Here is a 25,973-nt window from a genome sequence, read left to right as displayed (position 1 = left end):
ACACCTTTTTCTCGTTTTCTATTCTACCATACTTTTTCAGAATTCCAGCAACAAATTTCTATCTTTTTGCAGATCTTTCACGAAAAATGTAACGACCATTCCGCATCTTCTTGACTCTCACACAGTACTGTGTTAAAGTGTCTGTAATTGATGTTTTGTCACCCGTAAACAACGTTTCTTATCATTTCTTACATTTGAGGTTTTCATGATGGAAAAACAGACGATAGTTGTGAAAGTCGGCACCAGCTCCCTGACACTCTCAGACGGAACCATGGATGCTGAAAAAATACGGAACATTACGACCCAGCTTGCCGCGCTGCAGACGGCAGGCCACCATGTGATTCTCGTTTCCTCCGGTGCGATCGCCGCAGGCTTTTCCCGTCTCGGCTTTAAAAAACGGCCGACGAAAATTGCCGATAAACAGGCTGCCGCTGCTGTCGGCCAGGGCCTTCTGATGGAGGAATACACGAAAAATCTGATGGCGTACCAGATTCCGTGTGCGCAGATTCTTTTGAACCGCAGTGACTTTGAGGACCGCCGCCGCTATAAAAACATCTTCGGCTCCCTCTCCGTCCTGCTCGGGCGCGGTGCGATTCCGATCATCAATGAGAACGATACGATCGCGATTGAGGAGCTGAAGGTCGGCGACAACGACACGCTCTCTGCCCAGGTGGCTGCGATGCTGCATGCATCGCTTCTGATTCTGCTGACCGATATCGACGGGCTCTACACTGCCAATCCAAAGAGTGACCCGAATGCGCGCCATATCGACGTGGTAAATGAGATCACGCCGGAGCTCACTGCTGCGGCAGGCGGTGCGGGATCGGGCAACGGAACGGGAGGCATGACAACGAAGCTCTCCGCCGCTTCGCTTGCCACAAGAGCCGGTGTGCCGGTTCTGATCTGCTCCTCGGCGGAGGAAAACAACATTGTGCGTGCGGTGAAAGGAACCGCAAAAGGAACGTACTTTACCGCCAGCGGCCACAACATGAAAACGCGTCTGCAGTGGATGGCATTCTATGCGCCGAGTGCGGGCAACCTCTACGTCGATGAGGGTGCCGCAGAAGCACTTGCTGTTCAGGCAAAGAGCCTGCTTCCCAAAGGCATCGTGGCAGTCGAAGGCGATTTTAAGAAAGGCGATGTCGTCAGCGTCTTCCGGCGCGGCAGCCATGAATATCTCGGAAAGGGCATTGTCAACTATGACCGGCCGGATCTGCAGAAAATCATGAACGAAAGCACCAGCCACACGGAAGCAATCAACCGCGATAACTGGATCGGCGCGGAATAAATGGTGCCGAATAAAGCATTCTTTTGTTTACGAAAATTCCCCTCCGTGTTATAATATTTGTATTCAGCCGGCTGCAGGTTTTTCTTTCAGCGAGGAAAGGAAGCTGCATCCGGTTTTCCATGTGCTTTTGGTTTTACTTCGAGAGCACAGCAAACACAAAGGAGGGTTTTTACCAATGAAATACGATTTTACATCTCTGATGAACCGCAGCGGCCACGATTCGATCGCTGTCGATCAGATCCCGATTCCGGGTGCGGAAGTCAAAGAGGGCTTCTCCCGCATCCCGATGTGGGTGGCCGACATGAACTTCCCGTCTCTTCCGACCATTCAGGAAGCAATTCACGCGAGAGTCAACGAACCGCATTTTGGCTACTTTAATCTGCCGGATGCATATTTTGACAGCATCATCCGCTGGCAGAAAGAGCGCAACGGTGTGGAAGATCTGCCGCGTGAGGCGATCGGCTATGAGAACGGCGTGCTCGGCTGTGTTGCTTCGGCTGCTACCGCTTTTACATCCCCGGGCGAATCCATTCTTCTGCATTCCCCGACATACATCGGTTTTACCGGTGTTCTTGAGAACTGCGGACGCAATATCGTTCTCTCCGATCTTGTTCAGGATGAGAACGGCGTATGGCGTATGGACTACGCCGATATGGACCGCAAGTTAAAAGAACATAACATTCATTTCGCGATTTTCTGCTCTCCGCACAACCCGACAGGCCGTGTCTGGGAGCGCGAGGAAATTGAAAAGGCGATGGAAATTTACAAAGCAAATGAATGCGTTGTCATCTCCGATGAGATCTGGTCTGACCTGACACTGCCGGGCTTCAAACATATCCCAACGCAGTCCGTTTCGAAGGATGCACGCGAGCGCACCATCGCACTTTATGCACCGTCCAAGACCTTTAACCTGGCTGGCCTTGTAGGCTCCTACCACATCATCTACAACCGCATGCTGCGCGACCGTGTGGAGAAGGCTTCGTCCCTTTCTCACTACAATTCTCCGAACGTACTCTCTGTTCATGCGCTGATCGGCGCTTACCGTCCGGAGGGATACCAGTGGGTGGATGAACTGCGCGAAGTGCTGAAATCGAATGCGGATTATGCGTACAACTACATTCTCGAGCATTTCAAGGGCGTGAAGCTTTCCAAACCAGAAGGAACGTACATGCTGTACCTCGACTGCGAGGAGTGGTGCAAGGAGCATGATACCGATATGGATACACTGCTGAAAGCTGGTGTTGCTGTCGGCGTGATCTGGCAGGACGGACGGCCGTTCCACAGACCGTATGCGATCCGCCTGAATCTGGCACTGCCGCATGTGCTTGTGAAAGAGGCATTTGACCGTATGGATAAGTATGTATTCAATGCGAAATAATTGTATTTTCTAATTTTATAAGCCAAACATAATGAAAGACCGAAACGGACATTTTCCTCTGCCGTTCCGGTCTTTCGCTGTTTTGTGCATCCTATTTTTTCAGTTTTGCTCCAGCTCCCGCTGTGCCAGCATCTCTTCCACGTTGATGCCGTACTTCTTTAAATTGACGCGGCCGTTTTCCAGCACAATGCCGTCTGCCTCCAGCATATCCGCCTGTTTCCCGGCGCCGCCGAAGACAAATTCCGCGGCCAGTTCGCCTTTGGAGTTTACCACACGGTAGCATGGAATGTGCTCCGGATCTGTGTTTTTATGTAAGGCGTTTCCCACGGCACGCGCCATCTTCGGCTCGCCTGCAAGCGCTGCTATCTGGCCGTATGTCGCCACTTTTCCGCGCGGAATCTGCTTTACCGCCTCATAGATTCTTTTGGTCGGGCTGTCCGTGATGATGTCGTAGCTCTCGGCGATCATGGTACGCACAGCGTCATCGGGTACGGTTCCGTCGAGGAGAATCGTGTTCCAATGTTCTTTGTTCTGATGATATCCCGGGATAACTGACGCGAATGCATCGCGCCAGTAGTCCCGCCATTCCGGGTTTGCTTTTACATTCAGCTGAATGATTCCGTCCTTTTCATAGACCCACAGAAATGCCTTTTTGCTTCCTTTCACGCGGATGAGCTGCCAGTTGTCATCGTGGAACGGTGCTTCCTGATATGTGTCCGGGAAGGAAAGGCCATAGGATAGCGCTTCTTCTCTTGTCTTCATTGCAGACTTCCTTTCTTCCTGTCGCGGGTGTTTTGATGTTTTTTCCGCAAAACACCCGCTTTTTTCTGTATTCGTCCTGCCGCTGCGATTCTGCTTTTTTCTGCGGCATTTTTCTTTATTATATCAGTCCGCCTGCTTCTGCGCAATTTTTCACCTGCTATTTTTTCATCTTCGGCTGGAAAATCCAGCTTGCAAGATACGCGAAAATCAACGCCGCTGATGTTCCGACAGCCCCCGCCTTTAATCCGCCCTGGAACACTCCTAAAAATCCGCTTTCTTTTACGGCATCTTTTACTCCCTGAAACAAAAGATGCCCGAACCCGAGCAGCGGCACCGACGCGCCTGCCCCGGCGTATTCTGCAAATGGATCGTAGAGTCCCAGAAAGCTCAACACCGCGCCCGTGCACACAAGCGTTACCATAATTCTTCCCGGCAGCATTTTCGTGCGGTCGAGCAGAATCTGGCACAGGGCACAAATGAGGCCGCCGACCCAGAAGGCATTGAAATATTCCATGAACGTTCCCATTTTACACATCCTCCTCCCTCTCGATTACAACCGCCTGTGCAATACCAGGCACGCTGCTGCCCTCCTGAAAGCTGACCTTCGACATCAGCGCACCAGTCGGTACAAACAGAATCCTCTTCCACTCTCCGTTTTCCAGCTTCGGCAGCAGATACTCCGCCAGCACCGATGCCGCACAGCCGCAGCCGCTTCCGCCCGCACCGGTGTCCTGTTTTGCCGGATCGAAGATCAGCATGCCGCAGTCACTGTGCTGTTCCGAGATATCGTATCCTTTTTTCTTCAGCAGCTCCAGCAGAATTTCCCGCCCCACAACGCCGAGATCTCCCGTCACAATGCGGTCGTAATCGGCCGGTTCCCGGTTGAAATCGACGAGGTTCTGTGCAATCGTATCGCACGCAGCGGGGGCCATGCAGGCGCCCATGTTCTGGTTGTCTTTCAGCCCGTAATCAATGATTTTTCCCGTCGTAGCGCCCGTGATTTTCACTCTGCTCTTCGTTTTCCCAAGCACACACGCGCCGCTTCCCGTCACCGTCCAGCTCGCGGACGGCGGGCGCTGGTTTCCGTAGGCGAGCGGAAAACGGAACTCCTTCTCCGCCGTTCCAAAATGGCTCGATGTCACCGCCAGCACCCGGTCACCGTATCCTCCTGCGACTGCCATCGCGCCAAGCGAAAGCGCCTCTCCCATCGTCGAGCAGGCACCGAACAGGCCGTAGAGCGGGCAGTTCAGATCCACCAGGCCGAACGATGATGCGATTGACTGTGCCAGAAGATCGCCCGCAAAAATCATGCGGATCTGCTCTGGCCTCACATTGGCTTTCTGCATTGCCAGCTTCGCGGTGGCAAGCTGCAGTTCACTCTCGCCCTCCTCCCAGCTCTCCTGCCCGCACATCGGGTCCGAAAGCGTGTGCGAAAAGTATTCGCCCAGCGGTCCATCCTTTTCCTTTTCTCCTACAATCGCCGCGCTGCCCTCGATATAGACGGCTTTGGCAAACGAGATGCTCTGCTTTCCTGTCATCTGTCTCATCGGCAAATTCCTCCGTTTTCTTATTTTGCGTCTTACCATTTCTGACCTTCAGTATTTCCGTTTTTTCCATTCTTACGCATGATTTTCCTGTTTTAGGGAACTCTGTACGCTGTAGCACAAAAATCCTGTTTCAGAAACTTTTAGAGGAATGTTTTTCATGAGTGAAATGCTGTATCTTCAGACGGAGCGGAATATCAAAATCACCAGTCCCGTCGTGACGCTCGGCGATGTGGCGCAGCTTTCCTGTTCAGACGGCGCTGTCCTTGCCCGCAATCAGGTCCGCCGCGTGGCGCATCTTCCCGATGACGGATACGGACGCTACGTCTGCTCCGCCTCCACCCTCGTCCGCCTCGTCACGGAGGCCGAGGAGCACGTCGATGTCACCCACATCGGCGAGCCGAATTTTATTTTAACGTACGAGGATCCGCGTCAGAAAAACACCTGGATCAGCTGGTGCAAAACGATTCTGGTCGGCATCCTTACGTTTATCGGAACTGCGTTTTCCATTATGACCTTCCACACCGACATCGGCGTCCGCGAGCTGTTTTTGGATGTTTACACCCGTTTTCTCCCGCAGATGACGCCCGGATTTTCGGTGCTGGAAATTTCATATTCCATCGGCATCGGCCTTGGCGTCGTGCTCTATTTCAACCATTTCGGACGGCGGAAATTCACGCAGGACCCGACGCCGCTCGAGGTGGAAATGCGGGTCTACGAGGATGATATCGATACGACCATTCTCGAACAGAACGACCGCTCCGGTAAAGGAAAGGAGGCTTTTCATGCGAATCCTGCCAGAGATCCTGCTGATCACAGCCGGTCTTAGCCTTGGCTTTTTCATCGCGAGCGGCCTTGTCGCGCTTGTGATCGGCCTTGGCATCGTGACACGGTACGCCGGCATCACAAAGACAGCAGAGAGCCTGCGTTTTTACGAATGCTGCTGTATGGCCGGGGCGCTGTTCGGCGATCTTTTCTCGCTTGGCACCTTCTCGTTTTCCCTGCCCTCCTGGACGGCCGGTGTGTTCTGGCTTTTTGCGGGCATTTATCTGGGAAGCTGGATCATCGCGCTCGGCGAAGTCGTCAACCTGTTTTCGATCCTCTGCCGCCGGATCGGACTGACGCGCGGACTGCCGTTTGTAATTCTCTGCATGGCGGCAGGGAAAATCGCGGGCTCTCTCTATTATTTTGCAAGTGGATTTCAATAAGAACTGGAGGTAAGATGTGATGCAGAGTTTAAAAAGTGAACGGGCAAAAAAAGAATACGAACAGTTTGTCAAAGAGGTGACGCCAAAGCAGAATCTCTTCTGCAATATGGCAAAAGCCTTTATCGTCGGCGGTCTGATCTGTGTCGTGGGGCAGATTCTGCTCCATATCGGCAAAACGCAGTTCTCACTCAGCAAAGATGACGCCGGCTCCTGGTGCTCGCTGATTCTGATCCTTAGCAGTGTGATTTTAACCGGCCTCAACATCTATCAGAAAATCGTCACCTTTGCCGGCTGCGGTGCGCTCGTCCCGATCACCGGCTTTGCCAACTCGGTTGCAGCTCCTGCGATTGAATATAAAAAAGAAGGACAGGTCTTCGGCATCGGTGCGAAAATTTTCACCATCGCCGGACCTGTCATTCTGTACGGTGTCTTTGCAAGCTGGCTGCTCGGCTTTCTCTATTGGCTGTGGACCGCTGCCGGGAACTGGTTTTAAATCAGTTCCGCAGCGCTTCCGCCTCTTCTTTTGTGCAGCCCTCGCGGCTGTAACGGGCTTTTTCATAGCCGTCGTGCAGCCGTCTCATGCCGTCGCCGGAAAGCTCGTTTCTCTCTTCCAGCTCCGCCGGGGTTTCGGCTCCGGTCGGCTGGTATTTTCCGGCTTTTTTGATCGTTTTTTTATACTGCCGGCGGATACGCATATTCGGGGAGAGATAGCCCTCTTTCTTTTCCCGCCGCCACGGCAGATTTTCCCGTTCGTCGTTTCCCTGATGCAGGAAGAGAACTTCGTCCTCCTCATCCTCTGAGAAGGCTTTTCCCGCATTTTTTACGCTCTGGTAAATCGCCCGCAGAACCGCGGTTCCGACGGCAACCATCACAAGATACATGACCGCCGTAAAAAGATTCTGGATCCACTGCGGCATCGGTTTGTACTCTTTGTCCCCCAGCATATCGGACAGATCGGCCTGCTCCATGCCCTGCGGCGTCTCGGCCTCCGGTGTTTCGATCGTAAGATCGCTTTCCAGCTCTTTCGGCTCATATCCTGCGATCGCCTCCGCAATCGGATCCTTTCCGTAGAGCGCCGATGGGAGCACGAACAGTACCAGAAGGAGTACTGCAATTTTCAGGATCAGTTTTCCCGTCCGCTGCATCATCTCCACCGGGAGATTGGCGATTTTCTGATGGTCACGGATGAACCCGTGCATGCCGTCGAGGTACTGGCAGAAGAAGCACAGGAATACATCTGCAAAGAAAAACCAGTAGATCAGATGCCAGTAGAACGGCATTTTCATCAGCACACCGATCACATACTGTATCATAAACCAGAGAAAATGAAGGGGCTTTGGCTCATCGAGGAGCGTCGGGATCTCCCACGCTTCCATATCCGCCAGCGGCATTGAGCCGGCCGGCAGTTCCTGCGCTGCTTTCTTTAACTGGCCTTTGCGGATTCTGACATAGCCGCGGATCAGGAAAATCACAGCGGCCATAAGACCCGTCATCACGCCGGAAAGGCTCTCCAGAAATGCAGGAGAAATACCGTTCTCAAACTTGTTTTTTCCATCGTTTGCCGCCGCAGCCGCTTCAATTACCGCTGCCGCCTGCACACTGAACAGGGAACAGAAAAATTTCGCTGCCAGATACGTCACCGCGCAGACCGCAATTCCGCCAAGCAGAAACTGCCAGAGTGCTTTCGTTTTCCGGATCAGAATCCAGCTTGCGGCGGCCGGAATCAGCAGCAATAAGGATATGGCGCAGAAATACAGCGCCTCCCTTCCCGTCAGCTCCAGAAAACTGGCGGCAAAGCCATAGATGCCGGCGAATAAAAGCCAGACATGAAGCCAGGTCAGCGGGATCTGTACCGGTGTCTTTTTTATTTCCATGGTTTCACCTCCCAGCCGATTGCGGTGTACGCACGGTTCTGCTCTGACGGAACTTCTTCGCCCGGCAGATACGGAATCACCCACAGCACCTGGTTCTGCGCACCGGAGAGCAGATGAAGCGCCTCACGGACCTCATCGGTTCTGTTTTTGGATACGACAACGTAGGTGTGGCCGGTGAGCTCTTTTTCCGCCTCTTTGTGCAGAAACTCCGCGCTGCCTGTGAGATTGCCCCCAAGCTGCACGCACGCCAGTTTCCGGTTCAGCTCCGCTGTTTTTCCGGCGCCCGCTGCCAGATGGACACGCAGCTCCTCGCCGGTCTCCTCATCTTTCGCATTGCTCTTCACCCACAGATTCATCTTGTTTTTCACCATCCGCGCCGCAAGCGAAGACGTGATGCGGATGCTCTCCTCGACCTGCGCTTCCTCGCGCAGAATGTTGGCGTCCTCGATATCGAGAAGCACCGTAACTTCCACGCTCGTCGTCGCGTCAAACTGATTGACCATCAGATCTCCCATCCGTGCCGACGATTTCCAGTTGATGCGGTTCATCGGGTCTTCTTTCCGGTAATCGCGGATACCGGAAAATTCAAACGGGTCCTCGTACAGGCGATTCCGTGACAGAACCATGCCCGACACGGCACGGCAGATCATCTGAATCCGTGCAGTATCGACCTGGCGCGGGTAAACGTACATCTGTGTCTGCTGCGGGTAATCGCTGTAAAGACCCTCCCGGAAAAAAAGATCGTACGCTACGGCATGCGCACCGGTGATCTCGTAGAATCCTCGTTTTTTCGCCTGAAACGGCAGTGTTCTCGTGACCTGCTGATGAAACAGGAACGAAAAGACATCGCGTTTGTAGCTCTGGTCGGTGATGCTCGCGTTTGCTTTTGCCTCGCGGTCGAATTCCAGATTGCGGCTCATCGAAATGCCAAGCTCGAGTGCCGGAATCGGCAGCAGTTTGTCGTTTACGATAACCTCTTTTAACGTACTCTCCTCGCCCTCATAGATCGCGGAATCCTGGAAGCTGACCTGGATTTTCAGATTTTTCTGCCAGTTTTTCTGGTACAGCTTTTTCTGCAGAAACCAGGCGAGCGCCATTCCAAATAGTAATAAAAGAAGCATAGTCCGTTACCTTCCTGACCAGTTTTCGGTCGGCAGATCGATGCGGTTTAAAATTTCCTCGATCACCGATTCTGCGGCTCTTCCGTCGTCTGCGCCGATCTGCATGGTGAGACGGTGTGCGAGTACCGGAACAGCCACGGTCTTGAAGTCCTCCGGCACAACGTAGTTTCGTCCCTGCACCAGCGCGTGGCCCTGTACGGCACGTAAAAATGCGAGTGTTCCACGCGGGCTCACACCGCTTGCAATTTTGCTGTTGACTCTCGTCTCCTGTACGATGCGGACGAGATACTGTACCAGTTCCGGATGCAGGTAGACTTCTTTACACGCCTCCTGCAGGGTACGGATTTCTTCTTTTTGGCAGACAGACGACAGCTCGGCGAGCGGCTCCTCGGTCAGGAAACGGGCGATCATCTGCGTCTCTTCCGCCGGGCTTAATGCTTCCATCGAAAGTTTCATTAAAAAACGGTCCATCTGCGCCTCCGGCAGCGGGAAGGTTCCGAGCGTCTCGAGCGGGTTCTGCGTGGCGATGACGAGGAACGGCTCCTCGAGCGGCCGTGTCACACCGTCCACGGTGATCTGGCGCTCAGCCATGCACTCGAGAAGGCTGCTCTGCGTCTTCGGCGTTGCACGGTTGATCTCATCGGCAAGCAGAATGTTGCAGAAGGCAGGGCCTTTCGAAAAGACGAACTCTCCGCTTTTGGCATCAAAATAATTGAGACCGGTGACATCGGACGGCAGTAAGTCCGGTGTGAACTGGATGCGGCCGAACTCTGCCTCGACGGATTTCGCAAGGGATTTCGCCATGACCGTTTTTCCTGTTCCCGGGACATCCTCGAGCAGGATATGACCTTTGGCAACAAGGCAGGTCAGGACAAGCTCGATCGTGCGCTCGTTTCCGATCATGACCTTTGCGATATTTTCTTTTAATTGCTGCAATACATTATTTTCCATGTTTTGCTTCCTCCAATAGTAAGATTTAATAAAAAAATCCACCCCTCGCTGCTCTGTTTTGTAAGAACAGCACGATAAATTTATTTTACAGCACATATTTTCGGAAGACAAGCAGAAAAAGGACGATGCTGTACATACTTTTCACAGCATCGCCCTTTACGGTTTCTTCTATAAATTAGCTTGTCTCTTACAGTGCTTTCCGGTACAGCGCCTCGATGTCCTGCTGACGGGACACTCTCGGGTTGACGGCGATGTTTCCGCTCTTCATCGCATCTACCGCCATCGGCACGATTTTGCTCTCGATCTCCTCTGCTGTCACTTCTTTTCCCTTTGCCGCCTGGCGGATCGCATCGGTCAGGCTGGCCGGGATTCCGATGGCTGCGGTCAGCTCGCGGATCGCGCCGACCAGCATCATTGGCTCAAATTCATCGGCGTATGCCGGGATTTCGCTGATGTAGTTGTAGATCTTCAGATATCTTCCATGGTCTGCCAGTGCATTGTACTCTGCGATGACCGGAAGCAGAACGGCATTTGCCACGCCGTGCGGCACATCGAAGAAGGCGCTCACAGGATGACTCATTGCATGGACATTTCCAAGTCTTGCGTAGGAAAATGCAATACCCGCGAACAGCGAACCGGTCAGCATCGCCTCTGCGGCTTCGAGATCGGTTCTGCGCGCCACGAAACGGCGGATATTTTTACCGATCAATTCCATCGCTTTTTCTGCCATGGCATCGGAGAACGGAGATGCGGCTGTGGAAATATAAGCCTCCTCCGCATGGATAAAGGCATCAATACCGCACGCTGCTGCAACGGATGCCGGAGCGGAAGTTAAAAGTTCCGGATCGAGAATCGCGTACTCTGGAAGAAGTTCATAGCTGAATACGGTCAGCTTGTAATCTCTGCTGTGGTCGGTGATCACGGAAAATGCGGTCACCTCGGAGCCGGTTCCCGCAGTCGTCGGAATGGCAATCAGCGGGACAATTTTTCCCGGCACTTTGTGTGCGCCTTCGTATTCCGTGATGCTTCCGCCGTATTTTGCCGTCACACCGACGGCCTTTGCTACATCCATCGGAGAACCGCCGCCGAGTGCTACGAGAAAGTCTGCGCCGGAAGCAAGATAGCTCTCGGTTGCTTTTTCTACTGTCGTCACAGACGGATTCGCCTCAATATCTGTGAAAATATCGGCTGCGATGCCTGCCACTTTCAGGCTGTCCGCTGCTTTGTCCACAACGCCCATTTTTTTCAGGGTAGGACCGGAAAGAATCATCGCATGGGTTCCGCCCATCTTCTTGGCACACTCCGGCAGTTTGGCAAGCGTTCCTGCTCCGACAATAATATTCTGTGGAATCGAAAATTCGAATGGATTCATCTTATTTTTCCCCTTTCTTTCAGAAAGCGTGCCGAAAATTTTTCTTTCCGACACGCTTTGTTTTATCCTATCTCAGCTTCAGCCAGCCATTTTGGCAAGAACACGGTCGATCGCTGCATCGATAACAACGTCGAGTTCCGCATCGTCTGCCTCCGGCATCAGGGACGCTGCGTCCTCGTCGGAGATCAGCTCGATCAGGCTGCCGAACTTCTCTTTATATTTGAACTTGCAGACTGCAAAGAATACAACACCGAGGAGGCTCCAGCCGCCTACCATCAGCCACTCCTGCCATACCAGCGTTCCGCCGGAACCAGGAATGCAGTAAACAAGTACCATACATCCGGACATCAGAACCGCCATGGTTCCAACAAATTTGTATGCCGGAACACGGTACGGACGCGGCATATCCGGCTCTTTCTTCCGCAGGATCAGGAAGGAAAGAGATACCATACAGTAGGCAAGACAGCATCCAAAGTTACCTGCATCACAGATCCACACCATCATGCCTCGTCCTGCAAACGGAGCCAGCATAGTCAGCGCGCCGATCAGGAACAGGGCGTTGATCGGAGTTTTGTGCTGCGGATGAAGCTTTGCGAACATCGGCGGAATCATGTAGGATTCAGCCATAGAGTACAGGGCACGGGAACCGCCGATCATAAAGGAGTTCCAGGATGTGATGATACCGCACATACCGCCGACGATGATGACTTTTGCCATAACCGCTGTACCGAACGCTTTCGCCATCGCATCTGCTGTGACAAGTCCGGTTCCTGCTTCCGAGCTCAGGATTTCGGACGGGTTCAGCACATAGCCGACAGCCAGGATAACACAGGAATAGAAAACAACAGCGAGTACAACGGAGAGAATCATCATTTTACCGATTTTCTTTAACGGAACGTTGATTTCCTCTGCTGCCTGCGGGATAACGTCAAAGCCGATGAAGAAGAACGGGGTAACAACAGCAACTTTGATGATGTTCTGGAACATCGTTCCGGTGCTCTCGCCGACGAACATCTGTCCCTGCAGATTGCTGGAATCTCCGTTGATCACGGATGCCACAATCAGAAGGATACCAGCGCCGCCGATGATACAGGTAAGGACCGTCTGCAGAACGGCTGCTGTTTTTGCGCCCAGCACATTGATCAGTGTGATGAGGAACGCTACAATAACGGCTACGGCTACCCAGGAAGCATAGATATCAAATCCTGCCACGCTGTACATATAGCCTTTCAGGAATCCCGGCCACAGATATGTGATGATGGTTGGGAAGGCGCACGCCTCGAAACACGTAACACTGACGTATCCTAAAATAATCGCCCAGGTACAGATGAACGAACCGTTCGGGCCCATCGCCTTGTAGCTGAAGACGTGCTCGCCGCCGCACTGCGGCATCGCTGCAGTCAGTTCTGCGTAAGTCAGTCCGATGAAAAAGATCATGACACCGCCGATCGCAAACGCAATTGAAGCTCCGACAACGCCGCCTTTCTGAATCCAGCTTCCTGAGGATACGACCCAGCCCCAGCCGATCATGGCTCCGAAAGCGATGACGAGAATATCCCATGCACCTAATACTTTGTCAAATTCTGATTTTTTCTGTTCCATGGCTTATCCCTCCCCGCTTCCGTATTTCTTCTGAATCAGTTCCTCGAGATACTCCGCTGTGCCCTCCACACCAAGGAATGCACTGTTGATCAGAATGTCTCGGTTGTGCCGGTCTCCGCGGTTGCTGCCGGTCAGCGCCAGATGACGCTTGTGATACCGTTTGTCCTTCTCGAGCAGCAGAATTTTTGCATCGCTCTCGGAAAGGCTGTGGCTCTTCATGATATTCTGAATGCGGATCTCATCCGGTGCATAGATAAAAGCCCGGAGGAGCTTGATATCTTTGCTGTCCTTTAAGATGTAATCCGCGGATCGTCCGATGATGACGCAGGCCTCTTTTTCTGCCAGTTTCCGGATGATCTGCTTCTGTACATGAATCGCACGCTCGGTCAGGTCCGCATATTTGGAGAAGGATCCACGGACATCGCCCTCGGCTCCTTTTCCGGCAATCGTACCGCCCTCTTCTACACGGTTCATGATGTCTTTCGGAATTCCGACTTCTTCAATAATCTGATCCACCAGTTCGCGGTCGTAGAACTTAATTCCGAGATCCTCCGCAATTTTCCTGCCGATGGCATTTCCTTTGGCTCCGTACTCGCAGCCGATTGTGATAACCAGATGTCCCATACCGTTTTCCTCTCACATTTAATTTCTCTGTTTTACCTGTTGTTTCCGATTCACAGAATGAAAAGAAAAACAGGACAGGGGCGAAGCATGGTTCTTTGCTTTTTGACGTCCTTGTCCTGTTCTTTTCACGCTATGAGATTTTCTTTGTTTCTATAAGAATTCTTTATTTTTCCAGAGCTTTTACGGTTTCTTCGATGATAGCAACTGCCTTGTCGCAGTCCTCCTCGGTTACGATAAGCGGAGGGATCAGACGAATGATGTGCGCTCCGATGGCTGTGATCAGCAGATGGCGGTCAAGGCAGCCATGTTTGACTTCTACGCCGCTGATGGTATCATCAAACTCTACGCCGACCAGCAGTCCCTGATGTCTGACTTCTTTGACATGCGGCAGTTTTGCTAATTTTTCTGCGAAGTAATCACCGACTTTCTTTGCATTTCCGGCAAGGTCGCGGTCGATCAGTTCGTTGACTTCTGCCAGTGCTGCTGCACAGCTGACTGGATGGCCGCCGAAGGTAGTTCCGTGAGATCCCGGGGTAAAGGCTTTTGCTACTTCAGCTGTTGCGCAGATTGCGCCAATCGGCATTCCGCCGCCAAGACCTTTTGCCATGGATACGATATCCGGTTTGATGCCGTAATTCATGTAAGACATTACCGCACCGGTTCTGCACCAGCCGGTCTGTACTTCATCAATCAGAAGCAGCATGTCGTTCTCATCACAGAACTTCCGGAGTCCCTGCATGAACTCTTTCGTTGCCGGATGAACACCGCCTTCGCCCTGTACCGGCTCAACCATGATGGCAATGGTGTTTTCGGTACATGCATCTTTGAAGGCCTGCAGATCATTGTACGGTGCGTAGGAGAATCCGTAGGTCATCGGTCCGAATCCAACCTGGCATCCGTTGCCCGGCTGACCGGTTGCAGACATGGCACCGAAGGTTCTTCCATGGAAGCCCATCTTTGCGGTTACGATGTGGTAACGGTTCGGGCCGTATTTCTCGATGCCGTACTTTCTTGCCATTTTGATCATGGCCTCGTTCGCCTCGGTACCGGAGTTCTGATAGAAAATCTTGTCCATGCCGATGGTCTCGCAGACTTTCTCAGCAAGCAGTGCCTGCGGGATGGTGTATGGATAGTTGAAGGTATGCATGATATCGTCGAGCTGCTCTTTTGCTGCTGCAACAACTTTCGGGTTTCTGTTTCCGGCGTTGTTTACGGCGATGCCTGCGTAAAAGTCAAGATACGGCGCTCCGTTTTCGTCGTACATATACATCCCCTCTGCGGTTTCTGCAAGGAAATCGAAACGCTCGTAAGTCTCGATCATGTACTTGTTTACTTTGTCTTTGATGTCCTGAACCGTTAATCCTGTGTCTTTTAATCTCATAGTGTTATCCTCCCATAGCGTTGAAAAGATTTTTTAAATAAAAAACAAAAAAGCAAAGACTACTCGTTGGTAAGCGTCTTTGCTTTGTTTTTCGTTTATTATTTTGTACAACCATACAATAGCACCACTCCCTATATTTGTCAATTACTTTTTTTAAAAAAGTTTTTTATTTTTGCTTTTTCTTTAACACCCGCTTTTTCTATTCTTTTTTGATGTTTTTTCGTCTTCCACCGTATTTTTTTCATATCCGTTGTTTTTTATTCTGATGTTCCAGTGGACTTCTGTCCATTATATTGAACAGTTCATTCAAAAAAAGAAAGCCTGTTATTCTGCGGCTTTTAGTGATAGTCGAGAAAGAAACACATGCAGCTCGTCTTCTCCGTCCCTCTGTTGCGGTAGATGTGGGTCTGGTCTGTCTCGAAACGGAATGCCTGCTTCAAGTGGATCTCATGCTCTTTTCCATTGCACTCCACGGTCATCACGCCGTCTGTCACCACCAGGTACTCTCTTGTTTTCTCTCCGTGGCCGCCGCTCACATACGTTCCGCCCGGTTCGATGTCGATGCGGTAGATTTCCACAAGCCGCGTGTCCTCATACGGAAAGCACGTCCACACAGTGTACTGCCCCTCCAGCTCTTTCGTCGGAACCAGATCCTCCGGTGTCACAAGATAACTATCCACCAGCGGCGTTGCAATCAGCTCCTGAAATTCAATCCGCAGGCCGCTCGTAATCTTCCCGAGCACGCCAAGCGACGGGTTCGCCGTTCCCTTTTCGATCTGCGAGAGCATACTCTTGCTGACCCCGGTCTGCTCCGAGGCCTGGTCGAGACTCATCCCTTTCGACTGCCGGATCCGTTTCAGATTGACCGCCACATTTTCTGTCAGATAATCCATGTTCTTCCACCTGCCTTTCCTCGTATTTCGCTTATTGTAGCACACCTTCCTCCGATATTCCAGTGAATATTTTCAAACTTTCTGCCGCCTTTTCCCGCTTCGCCTTTCTTTTCTTCCTTTATCCGCCCGGGTTTCAGGCGCTTTTCTCTGCCTTTCCCAGGAAAAGCGCCCTTCCGCCGGATTTGTATTTTTGTCAGACCTTTTCCATCCGCATCTGCCGCAGAATCTTCTTTTCCATCCGCGACACCTGCACCTGCGAAATCCCCAGTTTTCCGGCGATCTGCGCCTGCGTCATGTCCTGAAAATAGCGCATGTAGATGAGCTGCCGCTCCTTCGCGGGCAGTCGTCCCAACAGCTCTTCCAAGAAAATCCGGTTCAGCAGCTTTTCCTGTCCGTTCTCTTTTTCCGGAATGCGGTCCATCAGAGAAATATCGTGGTTTTCCCCCTGATAGATGGTCTTCTGCAGCGATTCCACCTCCGCACCGGACTCCATCGCCTCCACGATTTCCTCCACGGTAACATCAAGCTCCCCCGCTATCTCCGCCAGCGTCGGATCGCGCCCGTTCTCCCGCTCCAGCCGCTCCCGCACCGCATACGCTTTCCACGCCAGTTCCCGGATCGGGCGGCTCACCTTCACCATCCCCTCCGACCGCAGAAACCGCCGGATCTCCCCCGCAATCATCGGAACCGCATACGTCGAAAAACAGACTTCAAACGAAGGATCAAATTTATCAATCGCCTTCAACAGCCCAATGCTCCCGATCTGGCACAGATCCTCCATCTCCACCCCGCGGTTTGCAAACCGCCTCACCATGCTCCAGACCAGTCCCATATTTTCCTCTGCCAGTGTATCCCTTGCCGCTTTATCCCCTTCGTGTGCCTTTTCGATCAGGGCAAGCGTATGTTCCATGCATTCTGACTCCTATGACTTCCGATCCGGCCCTTACATTTCCGGATGCACACCGATTTTCCGTTTCATCACCACTTCCGTCCCCCATCCCGGATGCGACCTTACTTCCAGCTCATCCATAAACGCCTCCATAAACGAAAACCCCATCCCCGACCGCTCCAGCTCCGGGCAGGTCGTAAACATCGGCTCCATCGCCTTCTCCACATTTTCAATCCCGACGCCGGTATCTTTTACCGTCACCTGAAACACCTTCTCCTCCAGATCCAGCACACACTTCATCTGAATTTTCCCTTTTTCCTGCCGGTATCCGTGAATCATCGCATTCGTAACCGCCTCCGAAATCGCCGTCTTGACATCCGCCACTTCCTCCACCGTCGGATTCAGCTGCGCCAGAAACGCCGCCGCAGACACCCGCGCAAAACTCTCATTGCAGGGACGGCTCTCAAATTCCAGCGTCATCGTATTCCACCGCATCTTCTCTTCTGTTTTCATCCTTTCTCGCATCATCCCATTCCCCTTTCTGCCCACTCCCCGTCCAAAACCTACTTCCACGTCTTCTCCTCTTCCACCTCAATCACCCGCGTCACCCCCGACATCACCAGAATCCTCCGCATCCGCTCTCCCACATGCACCGCTCTCACCTTCCCGCCAATCAGCTCCATCTCCCGAAACCTTCCCATCACCAGTCCAATCCCCGAACTGTCCATAAACACCGTCTTCCGAAAATCAAACACCACCTCCCTCACATTCCTCTCCACCAAAATCTCCCCCGCCTCCTCCCGAAGCCGGTCAGCCACAAAATGATCCACCTCTTCCGGAAGCCGAATCGTCATCACCGCATCCTTCACCCAAACACGATTATCCATTTCCCATCCTCCCTCTTTCCTGTCATAAAATAAAAAACACAAAAGATTTTTCGCCGTAAAGCGAATTTCATCTTTTGTGTTTTATCTTCTCACTTTTATACTTTTTTGCCCTTCGTCCCACGCACCCTCCGCGTAGTCAGTGGTATCAGCCCGACGAAACAGCGCCGCATCTCCTGCGGCATTCTGACCCGTGGGCGTCCGTCCTCACTATTCCTCCGTCTTCACAGTCCCCCCCAGCGCCTCAATCTGCTGCTCGGCCTTAGTAGCCTTCTGGGTTCCCGGGAACTTATCGATGATCTCCTGGAACACCGAAATCGCATTATCGGTATCCCCACTCAGCCGATACGCATGCGCCAGATAGTTAAGCACCGTATAGTCACTGTCGTTGATATTCTTAGCCTTCGAAAGCTTATCAATCGCCTCAGTGTAATTCGCATCGTCAAATGCATTCACACCCGACTGCGAAAGCTCCTGGAACATAGACGACTGCATGCTCTTGTAAATAGTGTCATACACAGCCTTTGCGTCCACAGAAAGCACCTCCGGGTTGACCTCGGTCAGTGCGTTTGTTGCGTTGCTCGTGTTGCCCTGCTGCTGCGCTTCCACAGCCTTTAAAAGGTTCTCATAGGAAGCCGCCGTATCCTGTGCCGTCTGGATCTGCTGCTGCGCAGAAGCCGTCGTTTCGTTCAGAGAATCCACCTGGCTCTGGAGCTGGTTCAGCTGGGCCTCCTGGCTCGCCATCTTGCCGCTGTATTCCACAACCTTCTCGTCCGCCTGCCGGTTAATTCGCTGCGTATTCGCAGGCCCGATCAGAAACCACACAACCAGTGCGCCAAGCACCAGCCCAATACCGATATTCAGCATCGTTGCCGCTGTAGACGTCTCGCGGAACGTCGGCGGAATAATCACCGTATCCCCGCTTACCACACGCTCACGCTCGTCCTCGCGCTGCTCCTCCGTGCGCTCCCTGCGGCCGAACCGCCGCGGCTCCAGCGACGTCTGCGTACCCGTCTGGAAATCAACCTCCTTCAGGAAACGAAGCGTCGTCGAGTTCGTCTTGTCAATTTTCGCCGCCTTTTTCAGAATCTTCCGCGCTTTCTCATACTCACCCTTGTGAATATAAATCAGCGCCAGCAGATGATATCCCTTGATCAGCTTCGGATTCTGGTTCAGAATCTTGCGCAGCTGGATCGCAGCCACATCCTCATTGTTCTCGCGGCAGCATTTCAGCGCACTGTTGTATTTCTTGATCGTCTGATTGATCATATCCAGCTTCGCCTGCTCCGCCTGCAGCGTCGCAATATACTCCGTCGCCACATTATTCTCCGGCATAATATTCTTGCTGATGATCCACTCACTTAACGCCGCAACCGCTTCACCCGTCTCAAAATAGACAAGGCCTAACAAGTTCCGCGCATGGATATTGTATTTGTTAAACTTCAGGCTCCGCCGCAGCATATCGATCGCTCCGGAAAGATCCCGGATCTCTGCCTTGTCGAGGCCCAGATTGTAGTACATATTCGAAAGAGAAAAACATTTTCTCTGTACTCTCAGGTTAAAACCACAGTTGGGACAGATCTCCATTCCGACGTCCACAACCGATTTACAATTCATACAGTTCATTCCGGCACCTTACTCTTCCTTTTCCGCTTCTGTCTCGTTTTCCTGTTCCGGCTTGTCGTTTTTCATCATTTCTTTTAAGATGTCGATCACATCCGTCAGATCACGGCTGTAAATCGCATCCTCCACCTCGTCCACATCGAGACACGGTTTAAACTTCTTCAGTTCTTCTTCGTAATTTAACATAAACAAAAAATTCCTTCCTGTATTCGCTAACCATTCCGCTTTGCAAGATATGCTTTCAGTTCGCCCGCCAGATACAGAGAACCCACGCAGAACAGCATGCCGCTGCCCTTTTTGCCCAGTGCCTTCTCATACGCTGCCCCGATCTCCGGTTCCGCGCAGACATCCGTGCATCCTGCTTTTCTGAAGTCCTCTGCAAGCACTTCCGCCGGTACGACGCGGCTTCCGTCGATCTGCGTTGCAACAACATGGGACGGATGGATGCCCTCGCAGATTTCACCGATCATCTCATGATAGTGCTTGTCTGCAACTGCCGTGAACAGAATCGTGATCTCGTTTTCTTTCGCAAAATAGCCTGCCGTGCTGACAAACTGTGCAATGCCGTCCTCGTTGTGCGCGCCGTCGATGATGACGCCCGGCGCAGCCATTTCCATACGGCACGGCCATTTGATCTTCGAAAGACCTTCCGCAAGCACGTTCTTAGGAATGTCGTGCACGTCCTGCAGAATATGCATCGTGTAGAACGCAAGGCTTGCATTCATCATCTGGTATTTTGCCACGTACGGAATCGCAAGCTCTGCTTTTTCGCCGCCCGGGTATGCAAAGGTAAAGGTGATGCCCTCGCGGCTCTGTGTTTTCATCTCATAGAACGACGGCTCCATCGGCCATGCCGGGCTTCCCATCTCTTTCGCCTTTGCGGCAATGACAGAAGCCGGACCTGGCTGGCTGGCGTCGTAGATCACCGGGACACCGGCTTTGATGATGCCGGCTTTCTCTCCCGCAATCGCCTCGAGGGTGTCGCCGAGATACTCGGTGTGGTCGCGGCTGATGGACGTGATGATGCATGCCAGCGGCTTTTCGACCACATTTGTCGCATCCAGCCGTCCGCCAAGGCCGGTCTCCATGACCAGGTATTCCACGCCGGCTTCTTTGAAAATCAGCATTCCCATCAGGAACAGCGTCTCAAAATAGCTCGGATGGCCTTCGCCCTCCGCCTCGTATTCTTTGGCTGCTTTTTCCACTTTGAGAAATGCGTCAAGAAACTGCTCATCCGACACATCTTCCCCGTTGATCTGGAACCGCTCGTTGATGCGTACAAGGTGCGGGGAGGTAAAAAGTCCTGTCTTTTTGCCGCCTGCAAGCAGCATCGCATTCAAGTACGCGCAGACGCTTCCCTTTCCGTTCGTGCCCGCCACATGGATAATTTTGATCCCTTCCTGCGGATTCCCAAGGCGCGAAAGAAGCTCCCTCGTATGTTCCGGCGGATGCTTCACCGTAAATTTCGGTATTGTTTCGATATAATCAACTGCTTCTGTATAATTCACCTTATTTCACCATTCTTCAGTATTTTAGGGCTGCTTTCAGACCCTAGTATCATTATAATCGAGTGACCGGATATGTCCATAGCAATTTTCAAAATTTTGTCCCGACTTTTCGACTTTCCCCGTAAAAAGATACAGTGGGACGTCAAAATCCGCCCCACTGTATGATCTTTCGGACACTCTTTTTAATTCTGCAGACCGCCGTCTTCGGCCGGTTTATCGCTGTTTTCTGTTTTTGACGGCTCAATCTTGTCGCCTTCGCCCTCCGGCGCACCGGACGGCGCTGCCGTCAGTTCATCCTGCGGCGCAGTGCTCGTATTGGCATTTTCCTGCGTCACATCTGTTTTCGTGCTGTCCGGGTTCGGCGTCGACGTCGGTGTAGATACCGTTTTTGGCTCTTCATACATCATCGGCTCTGTCCTTGTCAGCACCTTCTTCGTCGAGCTGTTGCTCTGCTGCGCGATTGTAATCTGATCACCGTCTTCCAGGGTCAGACTATGCACCATCAGAATCGACGGGCTGACATAGACGGTATCCTGTATCTCCTCGTTGACTTCCACACGGCTCGATGCCGTAAAGTTTTCTCCGTAAAAATACCAGGTATCTTCTCCGGATTTTTCGATTCGTTCCAGTGTTACCGGCAAAGCACCCATCTGCAGCTTCACACGCTCATACGGTGTCTCTCCGTCTTCTCCGTAAACGTACCGTTTTCCATACAGCATATCATACTGCAGCACCTCGAGATCCACCTGATAATTCTTCGTATTCCGTCTCGTCTGATGATACCGGAAAATGGTTCCGTCATGAATTCCCACACGGTTCATAACCTCTGCTGCAATCTGGTAGGAAGCAATGTTTTCCTGTTTTCTTTTCAGTCCCATATTATCCCAGATTACGTATTCGGTCTGATACAGATAGCGGTTCTCCAGATCTTCTACTTTCAGTCCCATCGTTGGCAGATGGTCCCCGTACATCACAAGTACCACCGGCTCCGGATAATCCGCAAGCTTTGTCGTCAGCTCTTTGACAAATATGTCCATCTCATGAATCTGATTTACATAATATTCCCAGGAGTAATTATTTTTTTCCCGGTCTTCCGCGCCTGTCACTGTAATCTCCGGATCGTCAAGCACCGGCTCTGTCGGATAATCACCGTGGCCCTGTACCGAAATCGTATAGATATAATCCGGTTCGTCTGTCGCATCGAGCGTTTTTATGATCTCTTTTGTCAGAATATGGTCTTTTACCCATCCTGTCGCCGTCACATCCGAGATATCCGGCATATATTCCTCCGAGGTAAAGGTATCAAAACCAAGACGTGAGAACACACTTCTTCTGGAATAGAAGTTTGCTTCATTGTTGTGGATCGCATGGGTCGCATAGCCAAGATTCTTTAAAACATACGGCGCACTCTCACACGTCTCCTCTGAAAGCACCGATTTGTACGGATACTCACCCGCTCCGAAATACCGGAGGCTCATGCCGGAAATAGTTTCAAACTCTGTGTTTGCTGTTCCGGCTCCCACCACCGGCACGCGGAGATAACCGGAAGAATAATCCTTCATCAGCTGCCGGTAATACGGGATCGGATCCTCGGAAATGTTGAGGAAATTAACCAGCTCCGGATCGAAAAAGGACTCCAGCTGCAAAAAGATAATATTCGGTTTTACCGTATCATCCTCTTTTTGTTCGCCTTCACTCGTCTCAATCTGTTTCACGAGCTGTTCGGAATAGCCGTTCGGCTCTGAAATTCCCGTATCAAACAGGGTGACTGCCAGACAGTACGGATAGCCGTAATCCTGGTAGGCAAATGCGATGTTGACGAAATAGCTGGAAAGCACACGCTTTGCAAGCGCCAGATTCGTTGCTCCCGTAAAGAGTACAATTACCAGAGCAATCAACGGCACATTCAGATACCAGCGGATTTTCCCCTGAAATTTCGGTCCTTTGATCCAGACCCATACAAAAAATGCCAATAATGCCACAAGAGCTGCCGCAACGAGAATCATGGTACCTTTCGACAGATACTTCGTCACGACCTTGGCACCATCGCTTAAGTTCCGCAAATCCGGCCCGGTAAACGGTGTGACGCGGTTCGCCAGAATCACACCGTTGATGATACCGAGCAGCAGCCAGAAACAGCTCATCACCAGCCGTACCAGCACACGTCTGCGGAACAGATAAACTACCATAAAAGTAGTGAAGATCAAAAATGCATTGTACAAAAAGACCCATGGGCTTTCCACCATGTAGCTCCATGCAGATGCCAGCGAATGGCGGGAAAATGCTTCAATCACCAGATACAGAATACAGCATCCCAGGGCCTGCAGCGGCAAAGAGAGCCAGTTGCAGACTTTCACTACGGTTTCCTTGTTTCCATGCAGTTTTTTTCCTTTTTTCATTTATTTTTTCAGCTGCTCCAATCTTGTCTGAACCTGCTCCATCATCTGCTGATAGTTCGCCAGTTTTTCTTTCTCTGCCTGAACCTTTGCCTCCGGAGCTTTGTTAATAAAGTTCGGGTTGCCAAGCATGCCGTTGGAACGTGCGATCTCTTTTGTCAGACGCTCTTCCTCTTTCGTAAGGCGGGCGATCTCTTTTTCCAGGTCAACCAGCTCGGCAAATGGAATGTAGATCGTTGCCTGCGGGATCACTGCGGATACCGCATCGTCTGCGATGCCGGCTTTGTCTGCCTGTACGTGAACTTCGCTTGCTCCTGCCAGAGTTCCGAAGAATACAGCACCATTTTTGAAGGTTTCCTGTACAGCAGCATCTTCGGTTACAACGAATACGCTTGCTTTCTTTGACGGCGGTACATTCATGCTGGTGCGTACACCACGGATGCTTCTTACGGCCTCTTTCATCATCTCAACAGCTGCCTCATCCTCTGCGTATGCAAAGTCTTCGGTCTCTTTCGGCCATGCGGCGATCATGATGGAATCCTCGTCCGGATTCAGTGTGCAGTAGATTTCCTCTGTGATGAACGGCATGAACGGATGCAGCAGCTTTAATGCATTGCCAAGAACGGTTTTTAAGGTCCACAGTGCAGCGCCCTTCGTCTCGTCGGTCTCGCTGTACAGACGCGGTTTTACCATCTCGATGTACCAGTCGCAGAATTCCTCCCAGATGAAGTCGTAAACTTTCTGTACGGCGATGCCGAGCTCGTAGCGGTCCATGTTGTCCGTTACTTCCGTTGCCAGGGTATTGACTTTGGAGAGAATCCATTTGTCTGCCAGTGTCAGTTTGTCTTTTGGCATCTTGGACGGAACCTCTGCTTTTTCCAGGTTCATCATGATGAAACGGGAAGCGTTCCATACTTTGTTTGCGAAGTTACGACTGGCTTCTACACGCTCCCAGTAGAAACGCATATCGTTTCCAGGTGCATTACCGGTCATCAAAGTCAGACGGAGCGCATCTGCACCGTATTTGTCAATGACTTCGAGCGGATCGATACCGTTTCCGAGGGATTTACTCATCTTGCGTCCCTGGGAATCGCGAACGAGTCCGTGAATCAGTACGTGGTGGAACGGAACCTGTTTGGTCTGCTCCAGTGCGGAGAATACCATACGGATAACCCAGAAGAAAATGATGTCATATCCGGTTACGAGAACATCCGTCGGATAGAAGTAATCAAATTCCGGTGTTTTCTCCGGCCATCCTAACGTGGAGAACGGCCACAGAGCAGAACTGAACCAGGTGTCCAGGGTATCCGGGTCCTGAGTGAGATGGGTGCTGCCGCATTTCGGGCATTTTTCCGGCATTCCGCCTCTTACAACCGTGATCTCGCCACAGTCATCACAGGTATAGGCCGGGATACGATGACCCCACCAGAGCTGACGGGAAATACACCAGTCGTGGATATTGTTCAGCCAGTTCTGATAAATCTTGCTGAAACGATCCGGGATGAAGTTTACTTCCCCGTTCTTCTCTGCTTCGCTGGCAGCGGCAGCCATATCCGCCATTTTTACAAACCACTGTGGTTTGATCATCGGCTCTACGGTTGTCTTACATCTGTCGTGGGTTCCTACGTTGTGAACGTGATCCACTACTTTTACAAGAAGGCCAAGCTTCTCGAGATCCTCTACCATGGCTTTTCTTGCCTCGTAGCGGTCCATGCCGGCGTATTTGCCGCACTTGTTGTTCATGGTTCCGTCATCGTTTAAGATGTTGATCTCTTCGAGGTTGTGGCGTTTTCCTACCTCAAAATCGTTCGGGTCGTGTGCCGGTGTGATTTTTACGCATCCGGTTCCGAACTCTTTGTCTACGTAAGCATCTGCGATAACCGGGATCTCACGGTCGGTCAGCGGAAGCTTCAGCATTTTTCCTACAATATCTGTATATCTTTCATCCTCCGGATTGACAGCTACGGCAGTATCGCCGAGCAGAGTCTCCGGACGGGTCGTTGCGATTTCTACGAAGCGGCCTTCTTCTCCAACTACCGGGTAGTTGATGTGCCAGAAGTGGCCTGCCTGCTCCTGATATTCAACCTCTGCATCGGAGATGGAAGTCTGGCATACCGGGCACCAGTTGATGATGCGGCTTCCTTTGTAGATCCATCCTTTTTCATACAGACGGCAGAATACTTCTTCTACGGCTTTGGAGCATCCCTCGTCCATGGTGAAGCGTTCTCTCTCCCAGTCTGCGGAGGAGCCGATCTTTCTTAACTGGCTGTTGATGCGTCCGCCGTACTCTTTTTTCCACTCCCAGCAATGCTCCAGGAATTTTTCGCGTCCGATTTCATCTTTGTCGATGCCCTGCTCTTTGAGCATATTGGTAACCTTTACCTCGGTTGCAATCGCCGCATGGTCGGTTCCCGGCTGCCAGAGGACTTCATATCCCTCCATCCGTTTGAAACGGCAGAGAATATCCTGCATGGTGTTGTCGAGTGCATGGCCCATGTGAAGCTGTCCGGTTACGTTCGGAGGCGGCATCATAATGGTAAACGGTTTTTTGTTCGGGTTTACAGTGGCGTGGAAATATCCTTTATCCAGCCATTTCTGATACAGTCTGTCCTCGAGTCCTTTCGGATCGTAGGTCTTTGCGAGTTCTTTGCTCATGAGATCCTCCTTTTATGTTT

24 protein-coding genes are annotated in these 25,973 nt (G+C 51.8%); 5 read left to right on the top strand and 19 right to left on the bottom strand.

What is annotated here, in order from left to right:
• Nucleotides 1-205: 205 nt before the first annotated feature.
• Both proB and DW769_RS05185 read left to right on the top strand, forming a co-directional pair.
• Complete coding sequence (gene proB, locus DW769_RS05190; protein ID WP_226906324.1) at nt 206-1,288, top strand: glutamate 5-kinase; 1,083 nt, start codon at nt 206-208, stop codon at nt 1,286-1,288.
• 175 nt (nt 1,289-1,463) lie between these two features.
• Nucleotides 1,464-2,666 (top strand): MalY/PatB family protein, encoded by a 1,203-nt coding sequence (locus tag DW769_RS05185; RefSeq protein WP_118750065.1) that lies wholly within the window; start codon nt 1,464-1,466, stop codon nt 2,664-2,666.
• Between the two features lie 99 nt (nt 2,667-2,765).
• Here the strand turns inward: DW769_RS05185 and DW769_RS05180 are convergent, their stop codons facing one another.
• From DW769_RS05180 to spoVAD, 3 genes are all read right to left on the bottom strand, one after another.
• Entirely contained in the window at nt 2,766-3,428 is a 663-nt protein-coding gene (locus DW769_RS05180; RefSeq protein ID WP_055220159.1) for a methylated-DNA--[protein]-cysteine S-methyltransferase, read from the bottom strand.
• 157 nt (nt 3,429-3,585) lie between these two features.
• On the bottom strand, nt 3,586-3,942 hold the full coding sequence (locus DW769_RS05175) for a SpoVA/SpoVAEb family sporulation membrane protein (RefSeq protein WP_117509897.1): 357 nt from the start codon (nt 3,940-3,942) through the stop codon (nt 3,586-3,588).
• A 13-nt stretch (nt 3,943-3,955) separates the two neighbouring features.
• Complete coding sequence (gene spoVAD, locus DW769_RS05170) at nt 3,956-4,975, bottom strand: stage V sporulation protein AD (RefSeq protein WP_055219982.1); 1,020 nt, start codon at nt 4,973-4,975, stop codon at nt 3,956-3,958.
• A 157-nt stretch (nt 4,976-5,132) separates the two neighbouring features.
• Here spoVAD and DW769_RS05165 point away from each other — a divergent pair, with 157 nt between their 5' ends.
• Genes DW769_RS05165 through spoVAC form a run of 3 tightly spaced genes read left to right on the top strand, consistent with a single transcriptional unit; the run spans nt 5,133 to nt 6,673 of the window.
• A complete protein-coding gene (locus DW769_RS05165; protein ID WP_118640476.1) occupies nt 5,133-5,801 on the top strand; it encodes a stage V sporulation protein AA in 669 nt (222 codons plus the stop codon).
• The gene (locus DW769_RS05160; protein WP_055219986.1) at nt 5,758-6,180 is read left to right on the top strand and encodes a stage V sporulation protein AB; all 423 of its coding nucleotides are present in this window, start codon (nt 5,758-5,760) and stop codon (nt 6,178-6,180) included. The genes DW769_RS05165 and DW769_RS05160 overlap by 44 nt, the downstream gene beginning before the upstream one ends.
• Before the next feature lie 19 nt (nt 6,181-6,199).
• A complete protein-coding gene (gene spoVAC, locus DW769_RS05155; protein ID WP_022461770.1) occupies nt 6,200-6,673 on the top strand; it encodes a stage V sporulation protein AC in 474 nt (157 codons plus the stop codon).
• Nucleotide 6,674: 1 nt separating this feature from the next.
• Here the strand turns inward: spoVAC and DW769_RS05150 are convergent, their stop codons facing one another.
• The 16 genes from DW769_RS05150 to DW769_RS05080 all read right to left on the bottom strand — a co-directional run bounded on the left by DW769_RS05150 (nt 6,675) and on the right by DW769_RS05080 (nt 25,953).
• On the bottom strand, nt 6,675-8,054 hold the full coding sequence (locus DW769_RS05150) for a DUF4129 domain-containing protein (RefSeq protein ID WP_118750064.1): 1,380 nt from the start codon (nt 8,052-8,054) through the stop codon (nt 6,675-6,677).
• Entirely contained in the window at nt 8,045-9,175 is a 1,131-nt protein-coding gene (locus tag DW769_RS05145) for a DUF58 domain-containing protein (protein ID WP_118741989.1), read from the bottom strand. Before DW769_RS05145 ends, DW769_RS05150 begins: the two co-directional genes overlap by 10 nt.
• Nucleotides 9,176-9,181: 6 nt before the next feature.
• Entirely contained in the window at nt 9,182-10,126 is a 945-nt protein-coding gene (locus DW769_RS05140) for an AAA family ATPase (RefSeq protein ID WP_055219993.1), read from the bottom strand.
• A gap of 187 nt (nt 10,127-10,313) precedes the next feature.
• On the bottom strand, nt 10,314-11,498 hold the full coding sequence (locus DW769_RS05135; RefSeq protein WP_118750074.1) for an iron-containing alcohol dehydrogenase family protein: 1,185 nt from the start codon (nt 11,496-11,498) through the stop codon (nt 10,314-10,316).
• 78 nt (nt 11,499-11,576) lie between these two features.
• Nucleotides 11,577-13,100: an APC family permease gene (locus DW769_RS05130; protein WP_055219995.1), complete on the bottom strand. Its 1,524-nt coding sequence runs from the start codon at nt 13,098-13,100 to the stop codon at nt 11,577-11,579.
• A 3-nt stretch (nt 13,101-13,103) separates the two neighbouring features.
• Entirely contained in the window at nt 13,104-13,724 is a 621-nt protein-coding gene (locus DW769_RS05125) for a cytidylate kinase-like family protein (RefSeq protein WP_118750063.1), read from the bottom strand.
• A gap of 163 nt (nt 13,725-13,887) precedes the next feature.
• Nucleotides 13,888-15,105, bottom strand: coding sequence for an aspartate aminotransferase family protein (locus DW769_RS05120; protein ID WP_118750062.1), 1,218 nt, complete (start codon nt 15,103-15,105; stop codon nt 13,888-13,890).
• 338 nt (nt 15,106-15,443) lie between these two features.
• Complete coding sequence (locus DW769_RS05115; protein WP_055228043.1) at nt 15,444-15,998, bottom strand: helix-turn-helix domain-containing protein; 555 nt, start codon at nt 15,996-15,998, stop codon at nt 15,444-15,446.
• Nucleotides 15,999-16,191: 193 nt separating this feature from the next.
• On the bottom strand, nt 16,192-16,908 hold the full coding sequence (locus DW769_RS05110; protein WP_055220004.1) for a SigB/SigF/SigG family RNA polymerase sigma factor: 717 nt from the start codon (nt 16,906-16,908) through the stop codon (nt 16,192-16,194).
• A gap of 33 nt (nt 16,909-16,941) precedes the next feature.
• On the bottom strand, nt 16,942-17,412 hold the full coding sequence (gene spoIIAB / locus DW769_RS05105; RefSeq protein ID WP_270423031.1) for an anti-sigma F factor: 471 nt from the start codon (nt 17,410-17,412) through the stop codon (nt 16,942-16,944).
• Between the two features lie 38 nt (nt 17,413-17,450).
• Nucleotides 17,451-17,774, bottom strand: a complete 324-nt coding sequence (locus tag DW769_RS05100) for an anti-sigma factor antagonist (protein WP_022461763.1) — start codon at nt 17,772-17,774, stop codon at nt 17,451-17,453.
• Nucleotides 17,775-17,981: 207 nt separating this feature from the next.
• Complete coding sequence (locus DW769_RS05095; protein ID WP_022461762.1) at nt 17,982-19,397, bottom strand: tetratricopeptide repeat protein; 1,416 nt, start codon at nt 19,395-19,397, stop codon at nt 17,982-17,984.
• Nucleotides 19,398-19,406: 9 nt separating this feature from the next.
• Entirely contained in the window at nt 19,407-19,580 is a 174-nt protein-coding gene (locus tag DW769_RS16555; RefSeq protein WP_022461761.1) for a hypothetical protein, read from the bottom strand.
• A gap of 26 nt (nt 19,581-19,606) precedes the next feature.
• Nucleotides 19,607-20,902, bottom strand: coding sequence for a bifunctional folylpolyglutamate synthase/dihydrofolate synthase (locus tag DW769_RS05090; RefSeq protein WP_055228045.1), 1,296 nt, complete (start codon nt 20,900-20,902; stop codon nt 19,607-19,609).
• Between the two features lie 182 nt (nt 20,903-21,084).
• Entirely contained in the window at nt 21,085-23,301 is a 2,217-nt protein-coding gene (locus DW769_RS05085; RefSeq protein WP_118750061.1) for an LTA synthase family protein, read from the bottom strand.
• Entirely contained in the window at nt 23,302-25,953 is a 2,652-nt protein-coding gene (locus DW769_RS05080; RefSeq protein WP_118750060.1) for a valine--tRNA ligase, read from the bottom strand.
• Nucleotides 25,954-25,973: the final 20 nt, after the last annotated feature.

Origin of the sequence: Blautia sp. AM29-29, from assembly GCF_003480555.1 — a bacterium.
Classification (GTDB): domain Bacteria; phylum Bacillota; class Clostridia; order Lachnospirales; family Lachnospiraceae; genus Fusicatenibacter; species Fusicatenibacter saccharivorans.
This window is presented reverse-complemented; position numbering and strand designations above follow the sequence as displayed.

Bases quoted from the DNA above. Each gene is read 5' to 3' on its own strand.
- DW769_RS05095 (WP_022461762.1), bottom strand. From the start codon at position 19,397: ATGAACTGTATGAATTGTAAATCGGTTGTGGACGTCGGAATGGAGATC.
- DW769_RS05110 (WP_055220004.1), bottom strand. From the start codon at position 16,908: ATGGAACATACGCTTGCCCTGATCGAAAAGGCACACGAAGGGGATAAA.
- DW769_RS05150 (WP_118750064.1), bottom strand. From the start codon at position 8,054: ATGGAAATAAAAAAGACACCGGTACAGATCCCGCTGACCTGGCTTCAT.
- DW769_RS05160 (WP_055219986.1), top strand. From the start codon at position 5,758: ATGCGAATCCTGCCAGAGATCCTGCTGATCACAGCCGGTCTTAGCCTT.
- DW769_RS05180 (WP_055220159.1), bottom strand. From the start codon at position 3,428: ATGAAGACAAGAGAAGAAGCGCTATCCTATGGCCTTTCCTTCCCGGAC.
- DW769_RS05165 (WP_118640476.1), top strand. From the start codon at position 5,133: ATGAGTGAAATGCTGTATCTTCAGACGGAGCGGAATATCAAAATCACC.
- DW769_RS05135 (WP_118750074.1), bottom strand. From the start codon at position 11,498: ATGAATCCATTCGAATTTTCGATTCCACAGAATATTATTGTCGGAGCA.
- DW769_RS16555 (WP_022461761.1), bottom strand. From the start codon at position 19,580: ATGTTAAATTACGAAGAAGAACTGAAGAAGTTTAAACCGTGTCTCGAT.
- DW769_RS05120 (WP_118750062.1), bottom strand. From the start codon at position 15,105: ATGAGATTAAAAGACACAGGATTAACGGTTCAGGACATCAAAGACAAA.
- DW769_RS05100 (WP_022461763.1), bottom strand. From the start codon at position 17,774: ATGGATAATCGTGTTTGGGTGAAGGATGCGGTGATGACGATTCGGCTT.
- spoIIAB (WP_270423031.1), bottom strand. From the start codon at position 17,412: ATGCGAGAAAGGATGAAAACAGAAGAGAAGATGCGGTGGAATACGATG.
- DW769_RS05085 (WP_118750061.1), bottom strand. From the start codon at position 23,301: ATGAAAAAAGGAAAAAAACTGCATGGAAACAAGGAAACCGTAGTGAAA.
- DW769_RS05115 (WP_055228043.1), bottom strand. From the start codon at position 15,998: ATGGATTATCTGACAGAAAATGTGGCGGTCAATCTGAAACGGATCCGG.
- DW769_RS05185 (WP_118750065.1), top strand. From the start codon at position 1,464: ATGAAATACGATTTTACATCTCTGATGAACCGCAGCGGCCACGATTCG.
- DW769_RS05130 (WP_055219995.1), bottom strand. From the start codon at position 13,100: ATGGAACAGAAAAAATCAGAATTTGACAAAGTATTAGGTGCATGGGAT.
- DW769_RS05125 (WP_118750063.1), bottom strand. From the start codon at position 13,724: ATGGGACATCTGGTTATCACAATCGGCTGCGAGTACGGAGCCAAAGGA.
- DW769_RS05080 (WP_118750060.1), bottom strand. From the start codon at position 25,953: ATGAGCAAAGAACTCGCAAAGACCTACGATCCGAAAGGACTCGAGGAC.
- spoVAD (WP_055219982.1), bottom strand. From the start codon at position 4,975: ATGAGACAGATGACAGGAAAGCAGAGCATCTCGTTTGCCAAAGCCGTC.
- DW769_RS05140 (WP_055219993.1), bottom strand. From the start codon at position 10,126: ATGGAAAATAATGTATTGCAGCAATTAAAAGAAAATATCGCAAAGGTC.
- DW769_RS05175 (WP_117509897.1), bottom strand. From the start codon at position 3,942: ATGGAATATTTCAATGCCTTCTGGGTCGGCGGCCTCATTTGTGCCCTG.
- proB (WP_226906324.1), top strand. From the start codon at position 206: ATGATGGAAAAACAGACGATAGTTGTGAAAGTCGGCACCAGCTCCCTG.
- spoVAC (WP_022461770.1), top strand. From the start codon at position 6,200: ATGCAGAGTTTAAAAAGTGAACGGGCAAAAAAAGAATACGAACAGTTT.
- DW769_RS05145 (WP_118741989.1), bottom strand. From the start codon at position 9,175: ATGCTTCTTTTATTACTATTTGGAATGGCGCTCGCCTGGTTTCTGCAG.